We start from the raw sequence: 14,867 nt of genomic DNA, 5'->3' as shown, positions 1-14,867 counted from the left end.
CTGACGGCCCTGTGCCTGACCTTCCCGGCACCCGAACAGGCCCGCCGGGGCTCGTCGCCGTCTCGCCATACTGGTGCGGTGCACATCCCCACGCGTCGCGCTGCGCTCCTCACCGGCGGGACCCTCGGGGTCCTCGCGCTGTCGGCCTGTTCCGCCGTCCCCGGCCTCCCTGGTACCGGGGGTCGTGGCTCCCAGGCCGGTCAGGACGGGCTGGACCTGGCCGCGGCCCTCGACGTCGTGGACCCCGCCTCGCTGCGTGTGGAGACTCCGGTGGAGCAGGGCGTGGACTTCGTCGTCCAGATCGTGCGGCCGGCGGCGACCGTCGACGCACTCGCCTCCGCCGAGGAGAACATGCAACTGGCCATGCTGTCCCTCGCCAACCCCGTGGTCCTCCAGCAGCTGGACGAGGAGAGCGACAGCTACGAGCACGCCCGGCTGATGAGCGTGGAGCGGGCCCGAGAGGTGCCCGTGTCGATCCGGACGTTCCTCACCGAGGTCAGCGCCATGGAGGCCTCCGACGGCGGGGGCGTCCTGGCGGGCGGGCCCGAGGACACCCTGCGCGAGCTGACCATCTGGACCGATGCAGAGGGCGTGACCGAGGGGATCACTGCCCAGCTCGAGGACGAGCAGGACGCCGAGCCCGAGGGCGAGGCGCTGACCGTTCCGCCTCCGGAGGGATGGCTCTCCTCGGTGCGGCGGGTCGTCCCGACCGACGACGGGGATCTCGTGTTCACCACGCTGGACGAGGCGCCGGAGCTCCGCACGGGCACCGGCTTGACCGGTGAGATCGAGAAGCTCGACGCGCTGATCGACGCCCTCGAGACCGACGAGCTCAGCCTCCCTGACGCGCACATCGTCTCGGTGCCGCTGGGAGCCCGGCCGATCCGCGGGGCGGACGCGGCCGAGATGACTTCGTTGCTGTGCGCCTCGTGGCTGACCGGCGACCGCGAGAATCCGCAGCGGACGCGGGTCGCGGTCCACGCCTCGACGGGCGCGCACCTGGTCGTCGAGGCCCTCCAGGAGGCGGCGGAGCGCACGGAACGGGAAGGGCTGCTCCCTGCCCCCGACAGCATCGAGCGTGAGGGCAGCGTCGTGACCTGCGACTTCGTGCCGACGGCTGTCGGCGGTGAGTCGGCAGCGGCACCGGATGCGCTCTCAGCCGTCCTCACTCTGCATCAGGGGTTCGCGCAGAACGGTGCGCCCGGGGGCGTCATCTACTAGCTCGAGTCCCGCTCGAAGCCGAGGAACTCCCAGCGCGAGAGATCGGCATCGAGCGGATCCGGGGTGCGCTGCGGCGGGATCTCGTCGGTCTTCTCGATCCGCGCGATGCAGTCGGTGCGGAAGCCGCGCACTGCCTCGCGCAGCCGGCACCAGCCCACCAGGATCCAGGCGCCGCGCACGGTGATCAGTCCCAGCGGCTCGACGTGCCGCTGGGTGCGCTCGCCGCTGAGGTGCGAGACGTACTCGAGCTCGAGCACGCGCGGCCGGACCAGCACGTCACGGATCGCCGCGTCGACGTTCTCGGCGGCCCTGCCCTCCGGGGCCATGCTCGCCACCCGGCCGGCGAGGTCCCGGACCATCTCCCGACGCTCGGGCGGCAGAGCGGCCAGGACCTTGTCCATCGCCCGGCGCGAATCTCCTGCGAAGGGCGAGCCCATCATGACGCTGAGCCCGGCGACGACCGCCGTCGCCTCCTGCGGCGTGAAGGCCAGCGGCGGCAGGGAGTAGTCCCGCCGGATCGCGCACCCGCCGCGCCGCCCGGGCTCGGCGTAGATCGGGACGCCGGCCTCCTGCAGTGCGCGGACATCCCGCTCGATCGTCCGGGTGCTCACCCCGAATCTCGCGGCCAGCCGCGGCACCGAGACGGGGCGTTCGGCGTTGGCCCGCAGCACGTCGAGCAGGGCGTGGTGGCGTTCACTGCGGCGCATCCTCACAGAGTAGGGAGCGCGGCCGGGCCCACGGAGAAAGTTCGCGTCGAAACACCGACACACGGCTGTCGCGCGGCCGCCCGATCCTGGAGGCACCAAGCCCCGATCCGAGAGGAGAACATCACCATGACCAGCCCGAACATGTTCATCGTCTTCGTCGGCGACGTCGCCCGGACCGTCGACTTCTACCGACAGCTCTTCGACCTCGAGCCGAGCTTCTTCCCCAGCCCCGGCTTCGCCACCTTCTCCCTGGCCGACGGGGTGGACCTGGCCCTGTGGAGTGGCCACGGCGACGCGCTGGACGGAGATCCGGTGCGCACCAGCGAGGTGACCCTGTGCCTGCCCGGCGGGCCCGCGGTCATCGAGGAGCAGTACCGGGCATGGACCGGTCTCGGCGTCACCGTGCTCGAGCCCCCGCACGAGGCCGTCTTCGGCCGTACCTTCGTCGTCGCCGACCCCGACGGGAACCGCATCCGCGTCGCGCCGGTGGACTGACGGGCCCGCCGGCCCGGCACCGATGTCCCGTTGTCCCGGCCCGGCCCGGCCCGGCCCGGCCCGGCCCGGCCCGGCCCGGCCCGGCCCGTCCCGTCGCCTCCCGTCGACACCGGACGTCGCCCGCGAGCGACCCGGGCCGCGACGGGAGGCCGACGACGGACCGGTACCCGGCTCCGTAGCGTCCGACGGTATGCAGACAGGAACGTCACCACAGCGACCCTCGCGCCGCGACGCCCTGCGCCTCGGCGCTCTGACCAGCACCGGCCTCGCCCTTCCTGCCCTCGCCGGCTGCTCGGGAGGCGGGCTGCTGCCGGGCGGGCTCCTCGCCGGCAACCAGAGCGCCCAGGGCAGCGCCGGCGTCGTGATCGAGAGCGCAGCCCGGTTGCCGGAGCCCTTCACCGCACCCCTGCCGATCCCGCCCGTGCTGGAACCGGTCAGCACCGACGGCGACGCGGACCGCTACGAGCTCACCCAGAAGGTGGGCCAGGCGCAGATCCTGCCGGAGGTCACCACCGAGGTGTGGGGCTATGACGGCATCTTCCCGGGCCCCACCCTGGAGACCCGGCGGGGCCGGGAGACCGTCGTGACCCACCACAACGAGCTGGACGTGCCGACCGTCGTGCACCTGCATGGCGGCGTCACGCCGGCCGAGCACGACGGCTACCCCACCGACTTCGTCGAGCCCGGGTCGAGCCGCGAGTACGTCTACCCGCTCCGGCAGCGCGCGATGACGCTGTGGTACCACGACCACCGGATGGACTTCACCGGGCCGCAGGTCCACCGCGGCCTGGCCGGCTTCCACCTGATCCGCGACGACGAGGAGGACGCGCTCGGTCTGCCGGCGGGGGAGCGGGAGATCCCGCTGATGATCGTCGACCGCAGCTTCGCCGAGGACGGCTCGTTCCTCTACCCCTCGATCGACCCCACGCTGCAGGAGCATCCCGGGGTCGAGGAGGAATACCTCAGCGGCGTGCTCGGCGACTGCATCCTGGTCAACGGCGCCGCGTGGCCCATCCTGGAAGTCACGAACACGATGTACCGCTTCCGGCTGCTGAACGCCTCGAACGCCCGACGGTACGAGCTCGCCCTGGATCCGCCGCCGGCCGACGGGGCATCGTTCGTCCAGATCGGCAGCGACGGAGGCCTGCTGGCCGCGCCCGTCGCGCACGAGTCGATCGAGATCGCGCAGGCCGAACGGTTCGACGTGGTGGTCGACTTCTCCGCATACTCGGTGGGGGACGAGGTGACGCTCGTGAACCGGCTGGGTCAGGACGGCACCGGCCAGGTGATGCGCTTCGTCGTCGCCCGCGAAGGCCCGGAGGAGGCGCGGATCCCCGAGACGCTCTCCGAGATCACGCCGCTCTCCCGCGACGAGGTCACCGTCGAGCGGGAGTTCGTCTTCCAGCGCGGCGGCGCCGAGCACGAGGGCATGACCCTGTGGACCATCAACGGCGAACCCTTCGACCCCGACCGCATCGAGGCGGCCCCGCAGCTGGGCGAGGTGGAGCTGTGGCGGATCCGCGCGCTGAACCTCGCCCACCCCTTCCACGTCCACCTCTCACCGTTCCAGGTGCTCAGCACGGGCGGCGGGGACGATCCGGGCCCTTACAACAGCGGGTGGAAGGACACCGTCAATCTCGGCAGCGGCGGGGAGGCAGAGATCCTGGTGCGCTTCGAGCAGTTCACCGGGAAGTTCGTCGTCCACTGCCACAACCTCGAGCACGAGGACATGATGATGATGGCCAACTTCGAGGTGTCCTGACCTGCGGTCATTGCTTCTCGTCGGTCGTCAGGCCTCGTCCTCGGAGTAGAGCCCGGAGCGGTGCGCGATGACGGCCAGCTCGGTGCGGTCGCGGGCGTCGAGCTTGGTGAGAATACGGCTGACGTAGGTGCGGGCCGTGGCGGGGGAGACGAACAGGCGGCGAGCGATCTCTGCGTTCGTCTCGCCATGGGCGATACGGCGCAGCACGGCGAGCTCACGCTCGGTCAGGCGCGCCAGGCGCGGATCCGGTGCCTGTGGGACGGCCGAGGATGCCAGCTGCGCCATGACCTGTCGGGTGATGCGCGGCGAGAGCAGGTTCTCCCCGGCCGCGACCGTCCGCACGCCGTCACGCAGGTCGCCGGCGGGGGTGTCCTTGAGCAGGTATCCGGCCGCGCCCGCCCGGACGGCGGCGAGGATCTCGGCCTCGTCGTCGAACGTCGTGAGGATCAGCACCCGCACTGCATCCAGGTCCCCGTCGGCCGTGATCTCGGCGGTGGCGGCGATGCCGTCGGTATCGGGCATCCGGATATCCATGAGCACCACGTCGGGATGGTGCCGTCGGGTCAGCTCGACGGCCTCTCGGCCGGAGCGGGCCTCAGCCACCACACTGAGGCCAGTGGCCCCCTCGAGAAGGGCGCGCAGACCTGCGCGCACCAGATCCTGGTCGTCAGCCAGCAGCACGCGGATCATCGCGTCTCCTCGTCGCGAGCGAGCGGCAGCACCGCGCGGACGGCGAATCCGCCGTTCTCGGCGCCCGCGGTGAGGTGCCCGCCGAGGGCTTCGGCGCGCTCGCGCATGCCCACGATGCCCGACCCGTGCGATGCCGGCGTCCCCGTGGGCGCCGTCTGGGAGACGGCCGACGCCTTCGCCCCTGCGTCGCCGTTGTCGACCACCGACAGCTCAAGCACGCCCTCGACGACGCGCGCCGTCACCTCCACCCTGCTTGCGCGAGAATGACGGACGACGTTGACAGCCGACTCCTGCACGATCCGGGCGGCCGCCGCGTCGACCGGTCCGGGCAGTGGGGCATCGAGCTGGACCGCCGTCGACAGCTCCGTGCCGGGCACGAGCAGCGTCGGCAGGCTCTCGAGCACGGCGGAGAGAGACTCTGCCGGCGCGTGCGCCTCGTCCGGGGCCCGCAACAGTCGCACAGTGCGTCGCAGCTCCGAGAGCACCGCCTGGGAGGAGTCGGTGATGATCCCCAGCGCCGCGTCGGCGGCGGCCCGGTCTCCTCGATCGAGCGCCTCGCGGGCCACGTCGGCGTGCAACGAGATGACGGTCGTGCGGTGACCGAGCGCGTCGTGCAGGTCGCGGGCGATCGCCTCGCGTTCGATGCGGGCACTCTCGGCGGTGCGTCGGCGTTCGTCCTCGGCGGTCAGGGCGATGATGCGGCGGGCATCGGCCACCAGGCGGCGGCGCGAGCGGAGCCCGTCACCGAGGGCGATCGCGGCCGCCATCAGCAGCACGTGGCCGGCCAGCTCGTACCCGATCACCAGGGAGGCGGCCTCGCCCTCGGCGAGGCGGAAGAACACGCTGGCGCCGACCACGAGCAGCGCGGCGCCGACCGCCCAGCGCAGGCGGCCGGCCTCGGCGGCGGAGAACAGGGCCGCGGCGACCGGCACCGCGACCCCGATGGCCGGGTAGCCGAAGGAGTAGTAGGCGAACAGGCCCAGCACCGAGACGGCGAGGACGAGGACCGGGTAGCGGCGACGCACCAGCATCACCGCGCCCAGGCCGGCGGCCCACAGGTAGGTGACGGCATCGGACTCGGTGTCCCCGCCGACGCCCGCGGAGATGATCGCGACCAGCACCCCGGTCACCGCGAGCGCCAGGATGATGTCCAGCGGCCGGCCGCCCAGTCCGCGCGCCGGCCCCGTCGGGGCGTTCAGGCGGGAGGTGGAGGGCGTGGTCACGGTGACAGCGTAAGCCGGGCCTGGCGACGTCGGCGTCGGCCGCGAGGCGACATCGCGGTGTCGGCGGGCGGCGTACCCGGCTCGCGACGGCCGACGGATGTGGAGATGGCCAGCCGATTCCTAGTGTTCCGGGCATGACGAACCAGACCGCGTCCTCCGCTCCTGTCCGCACCTCTCGGGGCCCGCTGGGACTGTCGATCCTCGCGATCCTCGGCCTCGCCCTGCTCGGTGTTCCGCGCGTGATCCTGCACGACCTCGGCGTGCTCCACCCCGGCACGCTGGCGAACATGCTGCTGGTGTTCGTGCCCGTGATCGTGTGGATCGCCGTCGCGATCGCCGCGAGGGTGCCCCGCCCGTTCCTGACGCTGCTGGCGATCGGCGCCTGCTACGGCGTGCTCCTCGCGATCGGACACCAGATCTTCTGGGGCGCCTCGTTCCCCGACGGCGGCCCGTCGCTGGGCGGGAACCTCTCCGGTCTCGATCCGACGGCCCAGGCCATCGTGTTCCGCCTGGTCGCGGTCTTCTCGAGCCTGTTCACCGGGCTCATCGTCGGCGTGCTCTCGGGCCTCGTCGCTGAGCTGGTCCGGCTCATCCTGCGCGGGGTCCGCCGCGCCGCGTGAGGTCGCGTGCCGGGTGAGAGCGCGACGCGACGCAGTGCCCTCAGCCGCGGTTCTGCTGCCACCACAGTGCCGCCTGGACCCGCGAGTCCAGCTGCAGCTTGGCCAGCGCGTGGGACAGGTGGGACTTCACGGTGGTGATCTCGACGAACAGGTCGCTGGCGATCTGCTGGTTGGACATGCCCTGGGCGACGAGCGCGAGGACGTCCTCCTCGCGGCGGGTCAGCGGCGGGGTGGGAGCGGCCTGTGCGGTCGCATCTGCGATCCCCGAGCGGGAGCCGGGCCCGGGTCCGGGTGCCTCGGCGGCCCCGGCATCGGTGGTGCCCCGGTCCATGGCTACGCGGCCCGCACCGGCGGCCGGCGTGGCTGTCGCCTCGTGCCGGGACGGCAGTGCGCGCCCCCGCAGCGCCCCCACCACCGCCTTGGTCGCCGCCGCGGACAGCACGGCGTCACCCCGGTGGACGTCGCGCACCGCGGCGAGGATCCGCTCCGGGTCCTCGGTCTTGACCAGATAGCCGTCGGCCCCCGCGGCGAGCGCACCGAGCACGTACTCATCGAGGTCGAATCCCGAGATCACCAGCACGTTCGCACCCGTCTCCCGGAGGCGCGGCGTGATCTCGATACCGGTCGCGCCGGGCATGCGGACATCGGTCAGCACGACGTCGGGCCGGTGCTCGCGGGCCGCGGCCAGCGCCCCGGTGCCGTCGGAGGCCTCGGCGACCACGGTGACGTCGGGCGCCGAGTTCAGCAGCGCGACCAGCCCGGAGCGCACCGCGGGGTGGTCGTCGGCGACGAGCAGACGGATGGGTTCACTCATGAGGTGCGCTCCTGATCCTCGAGGGAGACGGTGGGCCGGTGCGGACCGGCGTGGGCGGGCTGGGCGGCTCGCGAGGAGACCTCGGTGCGGCCGACGGGCAGACACGCATGGACCCGCCACGTCTCCGGCTCGCCGGCATCGGAGGCCATCGGCTCGGACACGGCGGTGCCGCCCACGGCAGTGGCACGGTGGGTGATCGCTCCGCGCCCCACGCCGGCACCGGGCTCCGACTGCACCGCGAGGCCGTTGACCAGCTCGAGCGTCACGGCGTCGGCTTCCGCGCGGACCACCAACGAGCTCGGCGCCCGACCGTGCTGGACCGCATTGGTGACGGCCTCTGCGGCGATGCGCAGCAGAGCGGCCTGCACCGACGGGTCCACGCGCGCCGGGTCCGTGGCGGCGGGGTCGATCTCCACGCGCGCCGCGGGGTCCCGGCCTCGCAGCCGCGCTTCGAGCGAGGGCCAGTCCAGCGTGGCGGTGGGCAGGGCGCCGGATTCCTCGCTCGAGAGCACCCCAATGATCGAGCGCAGATCGCGCAGCGCCGCGTGCGCCGATTCCCGGGCCGTGACCAGCGAGCGTCCACGCGCCTGCTCGTCCTCGAGGGAGGCGGCCAGATTCGTGTGCAGAGAGACCGCGCTGAGATGCCCCGCGATGACGTCGTGCAGGTCGTGGGCGATCTGGCGGCGCTCCGTCTCGACGGCATGGACGGCGCGGGTGGCTGCGAGCTCGCGTTCGAGCCCGGCGAGACTCTCTGCCGCCTCCCGGGCCCCGCGATGGTGGCGCACCTCCCAGCCCCACAGCAGCGGAGTGGTCACCACGAGCACCGTCACCATCAGCACCACCAGCAGGATCGGCCCGACGCCGTTGATCACGACGGTGGTGATCAGCGCGATCGCGCCGGCCGCGACCGCGAGGGCGGTGGTCGCGCGAGCCAGGCGGCGGCTGCCGTGCATCACCGGGTCGAACAGCGCCTCGAACAGCAGGAAGTACGCCGAGATCTGCCCACCGACGACGATCTCCAGCACCGCGAGCGGGCCGGCCACGGCCAGGGTCACCACCGGACGGCGACGCCGCCAGATCATGCTCGCGCAGCCGGCCAGCATCAGCGTCACCGAGAGCCACAGCGGCCACCGTCCGTCGGCCTCGACGAAACCGGAGTTGCTCGCCCCGGAGGCCGCCAGCAGCAGCACCAGCGCCGCATACCCGCCGGCGATCAGCAGGTCCCGGCGCTCCGAGCCGAGGCGACCGAGGTCCTCGGGCGAGGGGTCGGCCGCCACCGGCGCCGGGGGAGTGGACATGTTCCGAGGTTACGACGCCGTGGCGCACGCCACCTCCCCTGCGCGCGCGGTCGGCACCTTCGGAGGAGGACCGCAGCGGCACCGCCCGGCAGGATCGACGGCATGGAATCGCTCGTCGACACTGCCGGACCGCTCGGCCTGCTCCTGCTCGCCCTCGTGGACTCCACCTCGATGGGCACCCTGGTGATCCCGGTGATCCTGCTGGTCGTCGCGGAGGGCGGGGCGCTCCGCGTAGCCGGCCGCACCCTGCTCTACCTCGTGGTGATCGCCGTGTTCTACCTGCTCCTCGGCATCGCACTGCTAGCCGGGCTGCTGCCGCTGATGGAGACCTTCGGGCACCTGCTGGCCGCGCCACCGGTGACCGTGCTGCTCGCCGCGCTCGGCGTGGCGCTGGTGATCTGGTCCTTCCGCCTGGACCCCAAGTCCATCGCCAAGCGCGGCGGGGATCCGGAGGCCTCGGCGCGGAAGTGGACCGAGCGCGCGCGCCGTGCCTCGGGCCGGCCCGCGACGCTGGTCGGCCTGGCTCTTCTGGCCGGAGTCATCGAAGCGGCCTCGATGATCCCGTACCTCGCGGCGATGGGCATCATCGCCGACATGGGCATCGGCCTGGGCACCGGCTCGCTGGTGCTGGTCGGCTACTGCGCGGTAATGATCGTGCCCGGCATCCTCTTGAGCGGAGTGCGCGCGGCCCTCGGGGCGCGCGGGGACGCCGTGCTCGAGCGGGTCCACAGCTGGTCGGTCAAGAGCGCGGCCGGCGCCTTCTCGTGGACCGTCGGCATCGTCGGCGCCATCATCGCGCTGAACACCCTCGGTCCGGCGCTGGAGCTGCTGACCGGCGGGCAGATCTCCTGACACCGGCACCGGCACCGGCACCGGCACTGCCAGCACGGCACCAGCAGCGGCGCCGCCGTGGCGGTACCACCGGCGCCGACACTGCGCTCGCCGATACTCTGGGCAGATGCCGAGACCGCTGTTGACGACCGACGACATGAGCACCACCTGGACCCTGCCCGGTCTGGAGCTGCGCGACATCACCCTGCCGGTCCCGCTGGACCACGCCGAGACCGGCTCGCCGCGCCTGGAGCTGTTCGCGCGGATCATCTCGGAGCCCGACGGGCAGAAGAAGCCCTATCTCGTCTTCCTCCAGGGCGGCCCGGGCGCCGAGGCCCCGCGCCCGCTCGGCGCCGAGAACCCGCCCTGGCTGGCCCGCGCCCTGCGCGAGCACCGCGTGGTCATGCTCGACCAGCGCGGCACCGGCCGTTCCACCCCCGTCGGGCTCGACACCGCTCTGCCTGAGGGTGCCATCGCGGGCGCCGCCACCCTGCGCGAGGCCACCGCCTCCCAGCAGGCCGCCTACCTCACCCACTTCCGGGCCGACGCGATCGCCCGCGACGCCGAGCTGCTGCGCGAGCATCTGGGCGCCGAGAAATGGTCGCTGCTGGGCCAGTCCTTCGGCGGGTTCACCACCCTGCGCTACCTCAGCGCCCATGCCGGCTCCGTCGACAAGGCCCTGTTCACCGGCGGCCTGCCCTCTGTCGGGCCGGACATGGACGCCGCCTACGCCACCACCTGGCAGGGCATGAACGCCCGCAGCGAGCGGTACTGGGCCCGCTTCCCCGGCGACCGGGACCGCTTCCGCCGCCTCGCCGATCTCGCCGCCGACGGGCATCTGCGCCTTCCCGACGGGCAGCGCGTCGGCATCGAGCGCCTGCGCCGGCTCGGCCACCTGCTGGGCGCCTCCCAGGGCCAGGAGAAGCTGCACTATCTCCTCGACCTCGATCCGGCCTCGCCCGCCTTCGCGCACGACCTCGCCTCGGCGCTGCCCTTCGGCGGCCGCAATCCGCTGTACGCCGTGATCCACGAATCCTGCTGGGCCGACGGCACCGCCACCCGCTGGGCCGGGGACCGCATGATGCCCCAGGAGGTGCGGGAGGATGCGACGCTGCTGGCCGGCGAGCACATCCACCGCGACCTGTTCGACGAGGATCCCGAGCTCGCCCCCTGGGCGGAGGCCGCCGACCTGCTGGCCGAGCACGAATGGCCCCGGCTCTACGACGAGGCCGCCCTGCGGGCGGCCGACGTGCCGGGCGCCGCGGCGATCTACTTCGAGGACGCCTACGTGCCCCGCCGGTACTCCCTGGCCACGGCCGAGCTGCTGCCCGGCCTGCGCACCTGGGTCACCAGCGAGTACGAGCACAACGGCCTGCGCGCCGGCGGCGACCGGGTGCTCGACCACCTGCTCGACCTCGCCGACGGACGCCGCGCCGCCTGAGGAGGGCGGTCAGTACCTCGAGGCGTGGAACATCGCCGGCGCATCCGGTGCGATCGACCGCTCCAGAATGCACTCTGCGAGCAGATCGCCGATCGCCGGGCCCAGTGTGATGCCGCTGTGCATCACGGCCTCGTAGTACCCGGGCAGCTCGGCCATGCCACCCAGGATCGGCATCCCGTCGCGGGGGAGGGGGCGCACACCGACGCGGGCCGCCACCAGGTCCGCCCCGTCGAACCCGGAGTGGAAGGCTGAAGCCCGCCCCAGCAGCTCCTCCACCGCGTCAGCTGGTGGGGCGGCGGTGCCGTCGGCCTGGCCAAGGTGGGCATCGACCGCATCGCTGTGGAGGAGGTACGTCGTGCCGCCGGTCGGTCGGATGTCGAGCAGTTCATGCATCACCACCAACGGGGTGACCGGGTCGCCGGTGCGTACTCGGACCACCAGCCCGGGCCGTGAGGTGAGCGGGAGCGTCCTGCCCAGCATCGCGGCCACCGCCGGCGCGCCGAGTCCGGCGGCATTGACGACCGCGTCGGCGTGCAGGCGCTCGCGGTCGGTGACCACGGTGTATCCGTCGGCCTCGTGCGCGATGGAGCGCACGGGCGAGCTCGTCCGGACCGTGCCGGCCCCGAGCCCGGAGAGGCAATGGCGCACATAGAGCGCGGGGTCGAGCCATCCTTCCTCGGGGTAGAGGACGGCTTCCTCATCGGCGACGTGCGGAAGGGCCAGGCCCCGGTCACGGAACACCTCGTGCAGCCGGGTCCGGTGCAACGGGTATCCCCACTGCTCGAGGTGCCGCGTTCTCTCGGCGAATCCCTGCCGGTAGTGCCCCGTCGTCAGGGTGCCGCTCTCGGTGAACCACGGGCTCGGGGACCGGGCGGAGCGGTCACGGTGCGCGCGCAGACCTGCGGCGTTCAGCGCGAAGTACTCCCGCGGCGTCTTGTTGCTGGCATTGACCCAGCCCAGCCCTCGTCCGCTGGCCGCCTCGAACGGGTGATCCCCGGCCTCGAGCACCACCAAGTCCCGTACGCCGCGGCGCGCGAGGGCGTCGGCGATCGACAGGCCGATCACCCCCGCACCGATGACGACGATGCGCATCAGACCGCCGTTGCCTGCGAACCGGCGGTCCGCACTGCGCCCGCGGGAGCGCGCCACAGCCCGGTCAGCTTCGCGACCAACAGCAGCGCGGCGCACAGCGCCACGCATCCCAGCCCCACGGCCAGGTTCCCGAACTGCACGATCACCACGGGGACCAGCGCCGTGACCAGGCCGCCGCCCACGAATGGGCTCGAGAAGGGTGCGCGCAGGGCGAACCCTTCACCGGCCTTGGTGCGCAGCCCGGGATCAGCTGCCCGCAGCAGCATGAGGCCGACGGAGGAGACGCCGGTCATGGCGCCGAAATTGACGATGCTGTTCTCGACCCAGTCGGTGCGGAAGAGGCGGGGCCCGACGACGTAGAACATGACGACGCTGATCACGATCGCCACCACCGTCAGCACCACGATCGCGGCGAGGTTCTCGAGCAGGACGGGCAGCTGGATGGAGGCCACGGCCGCCACGACCAGGAAGTCCAACGCGATCCCGGCGATCTGGTTGAACGTGCGCCGGTCGACGATCCGCGACAGCGCCGTGCGCTGGATGACCAGCTGCACCAGCAGCCCGCCGATCATCGCCAGGGGGAACAGCGGCACCCCGGTGAACACCAGGTCGATGAGCGCCTTGAGCGCCCACCCGATCAGGATCGCGACCATGATCAGGCTGAAGTGGAAGGCCAGATTGTCCAGGGAGGCCTTGTGCAGACGGCTGACCGACTGCACCTCGCCGTCGCCGTCGACCAGGAGGTCCTCCCGGCCCGCCTGGTCACCGCCCGGCGCCGAGGTGCGCAGCTGCCCCCGGCGGGAGGCGATGTTCAGCAGCACCATGCCTCCGAAGATCCCGAAGATGAGACCGAACGTGGCAAGGCCCAGCGCCAGCGAGCTGCCGTCCTGCCATCCGAACTGCTCGAAGACGGGAGCCATGCCCGCGGCCGTGCCATGACCGCCGGGCCAGCTGATCTCCAGCAGCGATGCCGCCAGCGGATGGGTGCCGAACACGGGCGTGAGCAGCAGGACGCACATCAGGGCGGAGGCGCCCACCAGCGCCAGCGTGCTGAGGTAGCTGTAGAGCACGTGGGGTGCGGCGACGCCCGCTGCCTCCTTGATGCTGGGCAGCTTGGAGCCCATCAGCATCGGCGCGAACACGAAGGCGATCAGGATGCCGCCCATGGCCGACCAGGTCTCGTTCATTGCCTCGGAGACGAGGCCGAGCGCGAACGGGCCCGCGGCGATGCCGATCAGCCCACCGATCAGCGCAGCGGGGATGAAGAACCGTCGCAGCGCCGGGATCAGCAGCCGCAGGAGGACGCCGACCAGGAGCAGGACCCCGAGGAAGCCGATCGAGAGCATCAGCGATTCGAGCTGCTCCGAGCTCAGAGGGACGACATCAAACATGGGTGGGTTCCTTCCGGGAGAACCGTGTCCAGCTGAACGGGGAGAGCTCGGCCGGCTTCTGCCCGCTGTCCAGCCACTGGTCGAGCAGGGCTGCGACGGCGGGCACCAGCGCCCATCCGTGCCCGCTCCACCCGGCAGCGATGAACAGATTCGGGGCCTCCGGGGCGGTGTCGATGACGGGGATGCCGTCCAGCGAGGCCGTCTCGGCACGGGAGGCGTCGGCCTCGAGCAGAGAGAGCTCGCCGAGTCCCGGGAAGGTGCGGGCCAGCTGCGCGAGGTTGCCCTCGACGTTGGCCGGGACCACGGTGCCGCGACCCGTCTCCTCGGAGCGGACTCCGCGCCATCCACCGCTGAGCATGACCACGTCATCCTCGAGGATCTTCACCGAGAGCGGCCGCCCGTCGTGTGCCACCAGGTAGCGGATCTGCGTGGGGTGGGCGGCCTTGGCCAGCACGGCCTGGGGATAGACCGGCCAGAGAGGGAGCTCGTCGAGCTGAGAGCGGGAGAGGAGGCCGTTCGTCCCGGCGTTCGCGGCCAGCGTGACCGAGCTGCCGGCGGTGACAGTTGTCCCGTCCTCCAGGAGGAGGCCGACGGCTCGGCCGGCCTCATCCCGTCGGACCGAGTGCACGGGGGAGGCCTCGAGGATCTCGGCGCCGTGGCGGATCGCGTCCTGGGCATAGAGGTGGGTGGTTGCCTCGTGGCTCGCAACACCGTCGTGCGGGCAGTAGCTCGCCCCGAGCACGTCCTCGGTGACGGTCGGGAGCTGCGAGCGAGTGGTCTGCTGGTCCCAGAGCTCGGTGGCGATCCCCGCGGAGTTCTGGTGGGCGGCGCGCACGGTCGAGGCGCCCAGGCTCGAGGCGAACCCGGAGGACTCGGCCTCGCGCAGGTACAGGCCGCCGCTGCGGACGTACCCGGTGTCCCCGCCGAGATCCTCGGCGAGGCCCGGCCAGATCTCCTGGGCGAGCCGCGCGAGCTCGAGCTCGCGGATGTCCCGGCGATTGGCGCGCACCCCGCGCTTGCCCAGGCCACCCGAGGCGCCCGCCGCGATCGTGGCGGCCTCGAGGACGAGGACCGACTCGCCGCGGCGAGCAAGACGCGAGGCGAGCGCGAGCCCGTGGGCCCCGGCGCCGACGATGACGTGCTGTGCTTCTCTCAACGGACCCTCTTCCTCGGAGATCAATGTGGTGCAGGTAACCATAGTTTCACTTGGCTGTCACTATGAAGGAAATGTTTCACCACATGGTGGACGACGATGGGGCGAGCCGGAGAGCGCAGGAGAGAG

The 14,867-nt window shown here is 72.2% G+C and carries 14 protein-coding genes; 6 read left to right on the top strand and 8 right to left on the bottom strand.

Translation table 11 applies throughout. The features are described 5' to 3' along the window. Window positions 1-78: 78 nt before the first annotated feature. Window positions 79-1,221: a hypothetical protein gene (locus ACFQS2_RS03165; protein WP_377792708.1), complete on the top strand. Its 1,143-nt coding sequence runs from the start codon at window positions 79-81 to the stop codon at window positions 1,219-1,221. Here ACFQS2_RS03165 and ACFQS2_RS03160 read toward each other — a convergent pair. Continuing rightward, on the bottom strand, window positions 1,218-1,928 hold the full coding sequence (locus ACFQS2_RS03160) for a helix-turn-helix transcriptional regulator (RefSeq protein ID WP_377792707.1): 711 nt from the start codon (window positions 1,926-1,928) through the stop codon (window positions 1,218-1,220). The genes ACFQS2_RS03165 and ACFQS2_RS03160 overlap by 4 nt on opposite strands. A 126-nt stretch (window positions 1,929-2,054) precedes the next feature. Between ACFQS2_RS03160 and ACFQS2_RS03155 the strand changes: the two genes are divergently transcribed. Both ACFQS2_RS03155 and ACFQS2_RS03150 read left to right on the top strand, forming a co-directional pair. Continuing rightward, window positions 2,055-2,423, top strand: coding sequence for a VOC family protein (locus ACFQS2_RS03155; RefSeq protein WP_377792706.1), 369 nt, complete (start codon window positions 2,055-2,057; stop codon window positions 2,421-2,423). Window positions 2,424-2,613: 190 nt separating this feature from the next. After that, the gene (locus tag ACFQS2_RS03150; protein WP_377792705.1) at window positions 2,614-4,185 is read left to right on the top strand and encodes a multicopper oxidase family protein; all 1,572 of its coding nucleotides are present in this window, start codon (window positions 2,614-2,616) and stop codon (window positions 4,183-4,185) included. 27 nt (window positions 4,186-4,212) lie between these two features. Here ACFQS2_RS03150 and ACFQS2_RS03145 read toward each other — a convergent pair whose 3' ends face one another. Together ACFQS2_RS03145 and ACFQS2_RS03140 are read right to left on the bottom strand one after the other, a co-directional pair. Then, the gene (locus ACFQS2_RS03145) at window positions 4,213-4,875 is read right to left on the bottom strand and encodes a response regulator (protein ID WP_377015726.1); all 663 of its coding nucleotides are present in this window, start codon (window positions 4,873-4,875) and stop codon (window positions 4,213-4,215) included. Beyond that, a complete protein-coding gene (locus ACFQS2_RS03140; protein WP_377792704.1) occupies window positions 4,872-6,098 on the bottom strand; it encodes a sensor histidine kinase in 1,227 nt (408 codons plus the stop codon). Before ACFQS2_RS03140 ends, ACFQS2_RS03145 begins: the two co-directional genes overlap by 4 nt. A 134-nt stretch (window positions 6,099-6,232) precedes the next feature. Here ACFQS2_RS03140 and ACFQS2_RS03135 point away from each other — a divergent pair, with 134 nt between their 5' ends. Further along, window positions 6,233-6,718 (top strand): hypothetical protein, encoded by a 486-nt coding sequence (locus ACFQS2_RS03135; protein WP_377015732.1) that lies wholly within the window; start codon window positions 6,233-6,235, stop codon window positions 6,716-6,718. Window positions 6,719-6,758: 40 nt separating this feature from the next. On the opposite strand, the gene ACFQS2_RS03130 is transcribed toward ACFQS2_RS03135, so the two are convergent. Both ACFQS2_RS03130 and ACFQS2_RS03125 read right to left on the bottom strand, forming a co-directional pair. Next, entirely contained in the window at window positions 6,759-7,532 is a 774-nt protein-coding gene (locus ACFQS2_RS03130) for a response regulator (protein WP_377792703.1), read from the bottom strand. Beyond that, window positions 7,529-8,830 (bottom strand): sensor histidine kinase, encoded by a 1,302-nt coding sequence (locus tag ACFQS2_RS03125; protein WP_377015738.1) that lies wholly within the window; start codon window positions 8,828-8,830, stop codon window positions 7,529-7,531. The genes ACFQS2_RS03130 and ACFQS2_RS03125 overlap by 4 nt, the downstream gene beginning before the upstream one ends. A 102-nt stretch (window positions 8,831-8,932) precedes the next feature. On the opposite strand from ACFQS2_RS03125, the gene ACFQS2_RS03120 reads away from it, so the two are divergent. Both ACFQS2_RS03120 and ACFQS2_RS03115 read left to right on the top strand, forming a co-directional pair. Beyond that, on the top strand, window positions 8,933-9,682 hold the full coding sequence (locus ACFQS2_RS03120; protein WP_377015741.1) for a GAP family protein: 750 nt from the start codon (window positions 8,933-8,935) through the stop codon (window positions 9,680-9,682). Window positions 9,683-9,788: 106 nt separating this feature from the next. Then, the gene (locus ACFQS2_RS03115) at window positions 9,789-11,102 is read left to right on the top strand and encodes an alpha/beta fold hydrolase (RefSeq protein ID WP_377015744.1); all 1,314 of its coding nucleotides are present in this window, start codon (window positions 9,789-9,791) and stop codon (window positions 11,100-11,102) included. A gap of 9 nt (window positions 11,103-11,111) precedes the next feature. Here the strand turns inward: ACFQS2_RS03115 and ACFQS2_RS03110 are convergent, their stop codons facing one another. Genes ACFQS2_RS03110 through ACFQS2_RS03100 form a run of 3 tightly spaced genes read right to left on the bottom strand, consistent with a single transcriptional unit; the run spans window position 11,112 to window position 14,741 of the window. Continuing rightward, window positions 11,112-12,194, bottom strand: a complete 1,083-nt coding sequence (locus ACFQS2_RS03110) for an NAD(P)/FAD-dependent oxidoreductase (RefSeq protein ID WP_377015747.1) — start codon at window positions 12,192-12,194, stop codon at window positions 11,112-11,114. Then, on the bottom strand, window positions 12,194-13,585 hold the full coding sequence (locus tag ACFQS2_RS03105) for a sodium/glutamate symporter (RefSeq protein ID WP_377015750.1): 1,392 nt from the start codon (window positions 13,583-13,585) through the stop codon (window positions 12,194-12,196). The genes ACFQS2_RS03110 and ACFQS2_RS03105 overlap by 1 nt, the downstream gene beginning before the upstream one ends. Beyond that, window positions 13,578-14,741 carry an NAD(P)/FAD-dependent oxidoreductase gene (locus ACFQS2_RS03100; protein WP_377015753.1) on the bottom strand — a complete coding sequence of 388 codons (1,164 nt, stop codon included), beginning with the start codon at window positions 14,739-14,741 and terminating at the stop codon, window positions 13,578-13,580. Before ACFQS2_RS03100 ends, ACFQS2_RS03105 begins: the two co-directional genes overlap by 8 nt. Between the last annotated feature and the right edge of the window lie 126 nt (window positions 14,742-14,867).

The organism is Brachybacterium sp. GCM10030267, from assembly GCF_042666875.1.
GTDB lineage: Bacteria > Actinomycetota > Actinomycetes > Actinomycetales > Dermabacteraceae > Brachybacterium.
This window is presented reverse-complemented; position numbering and strand designations above follow the sequence as displayed.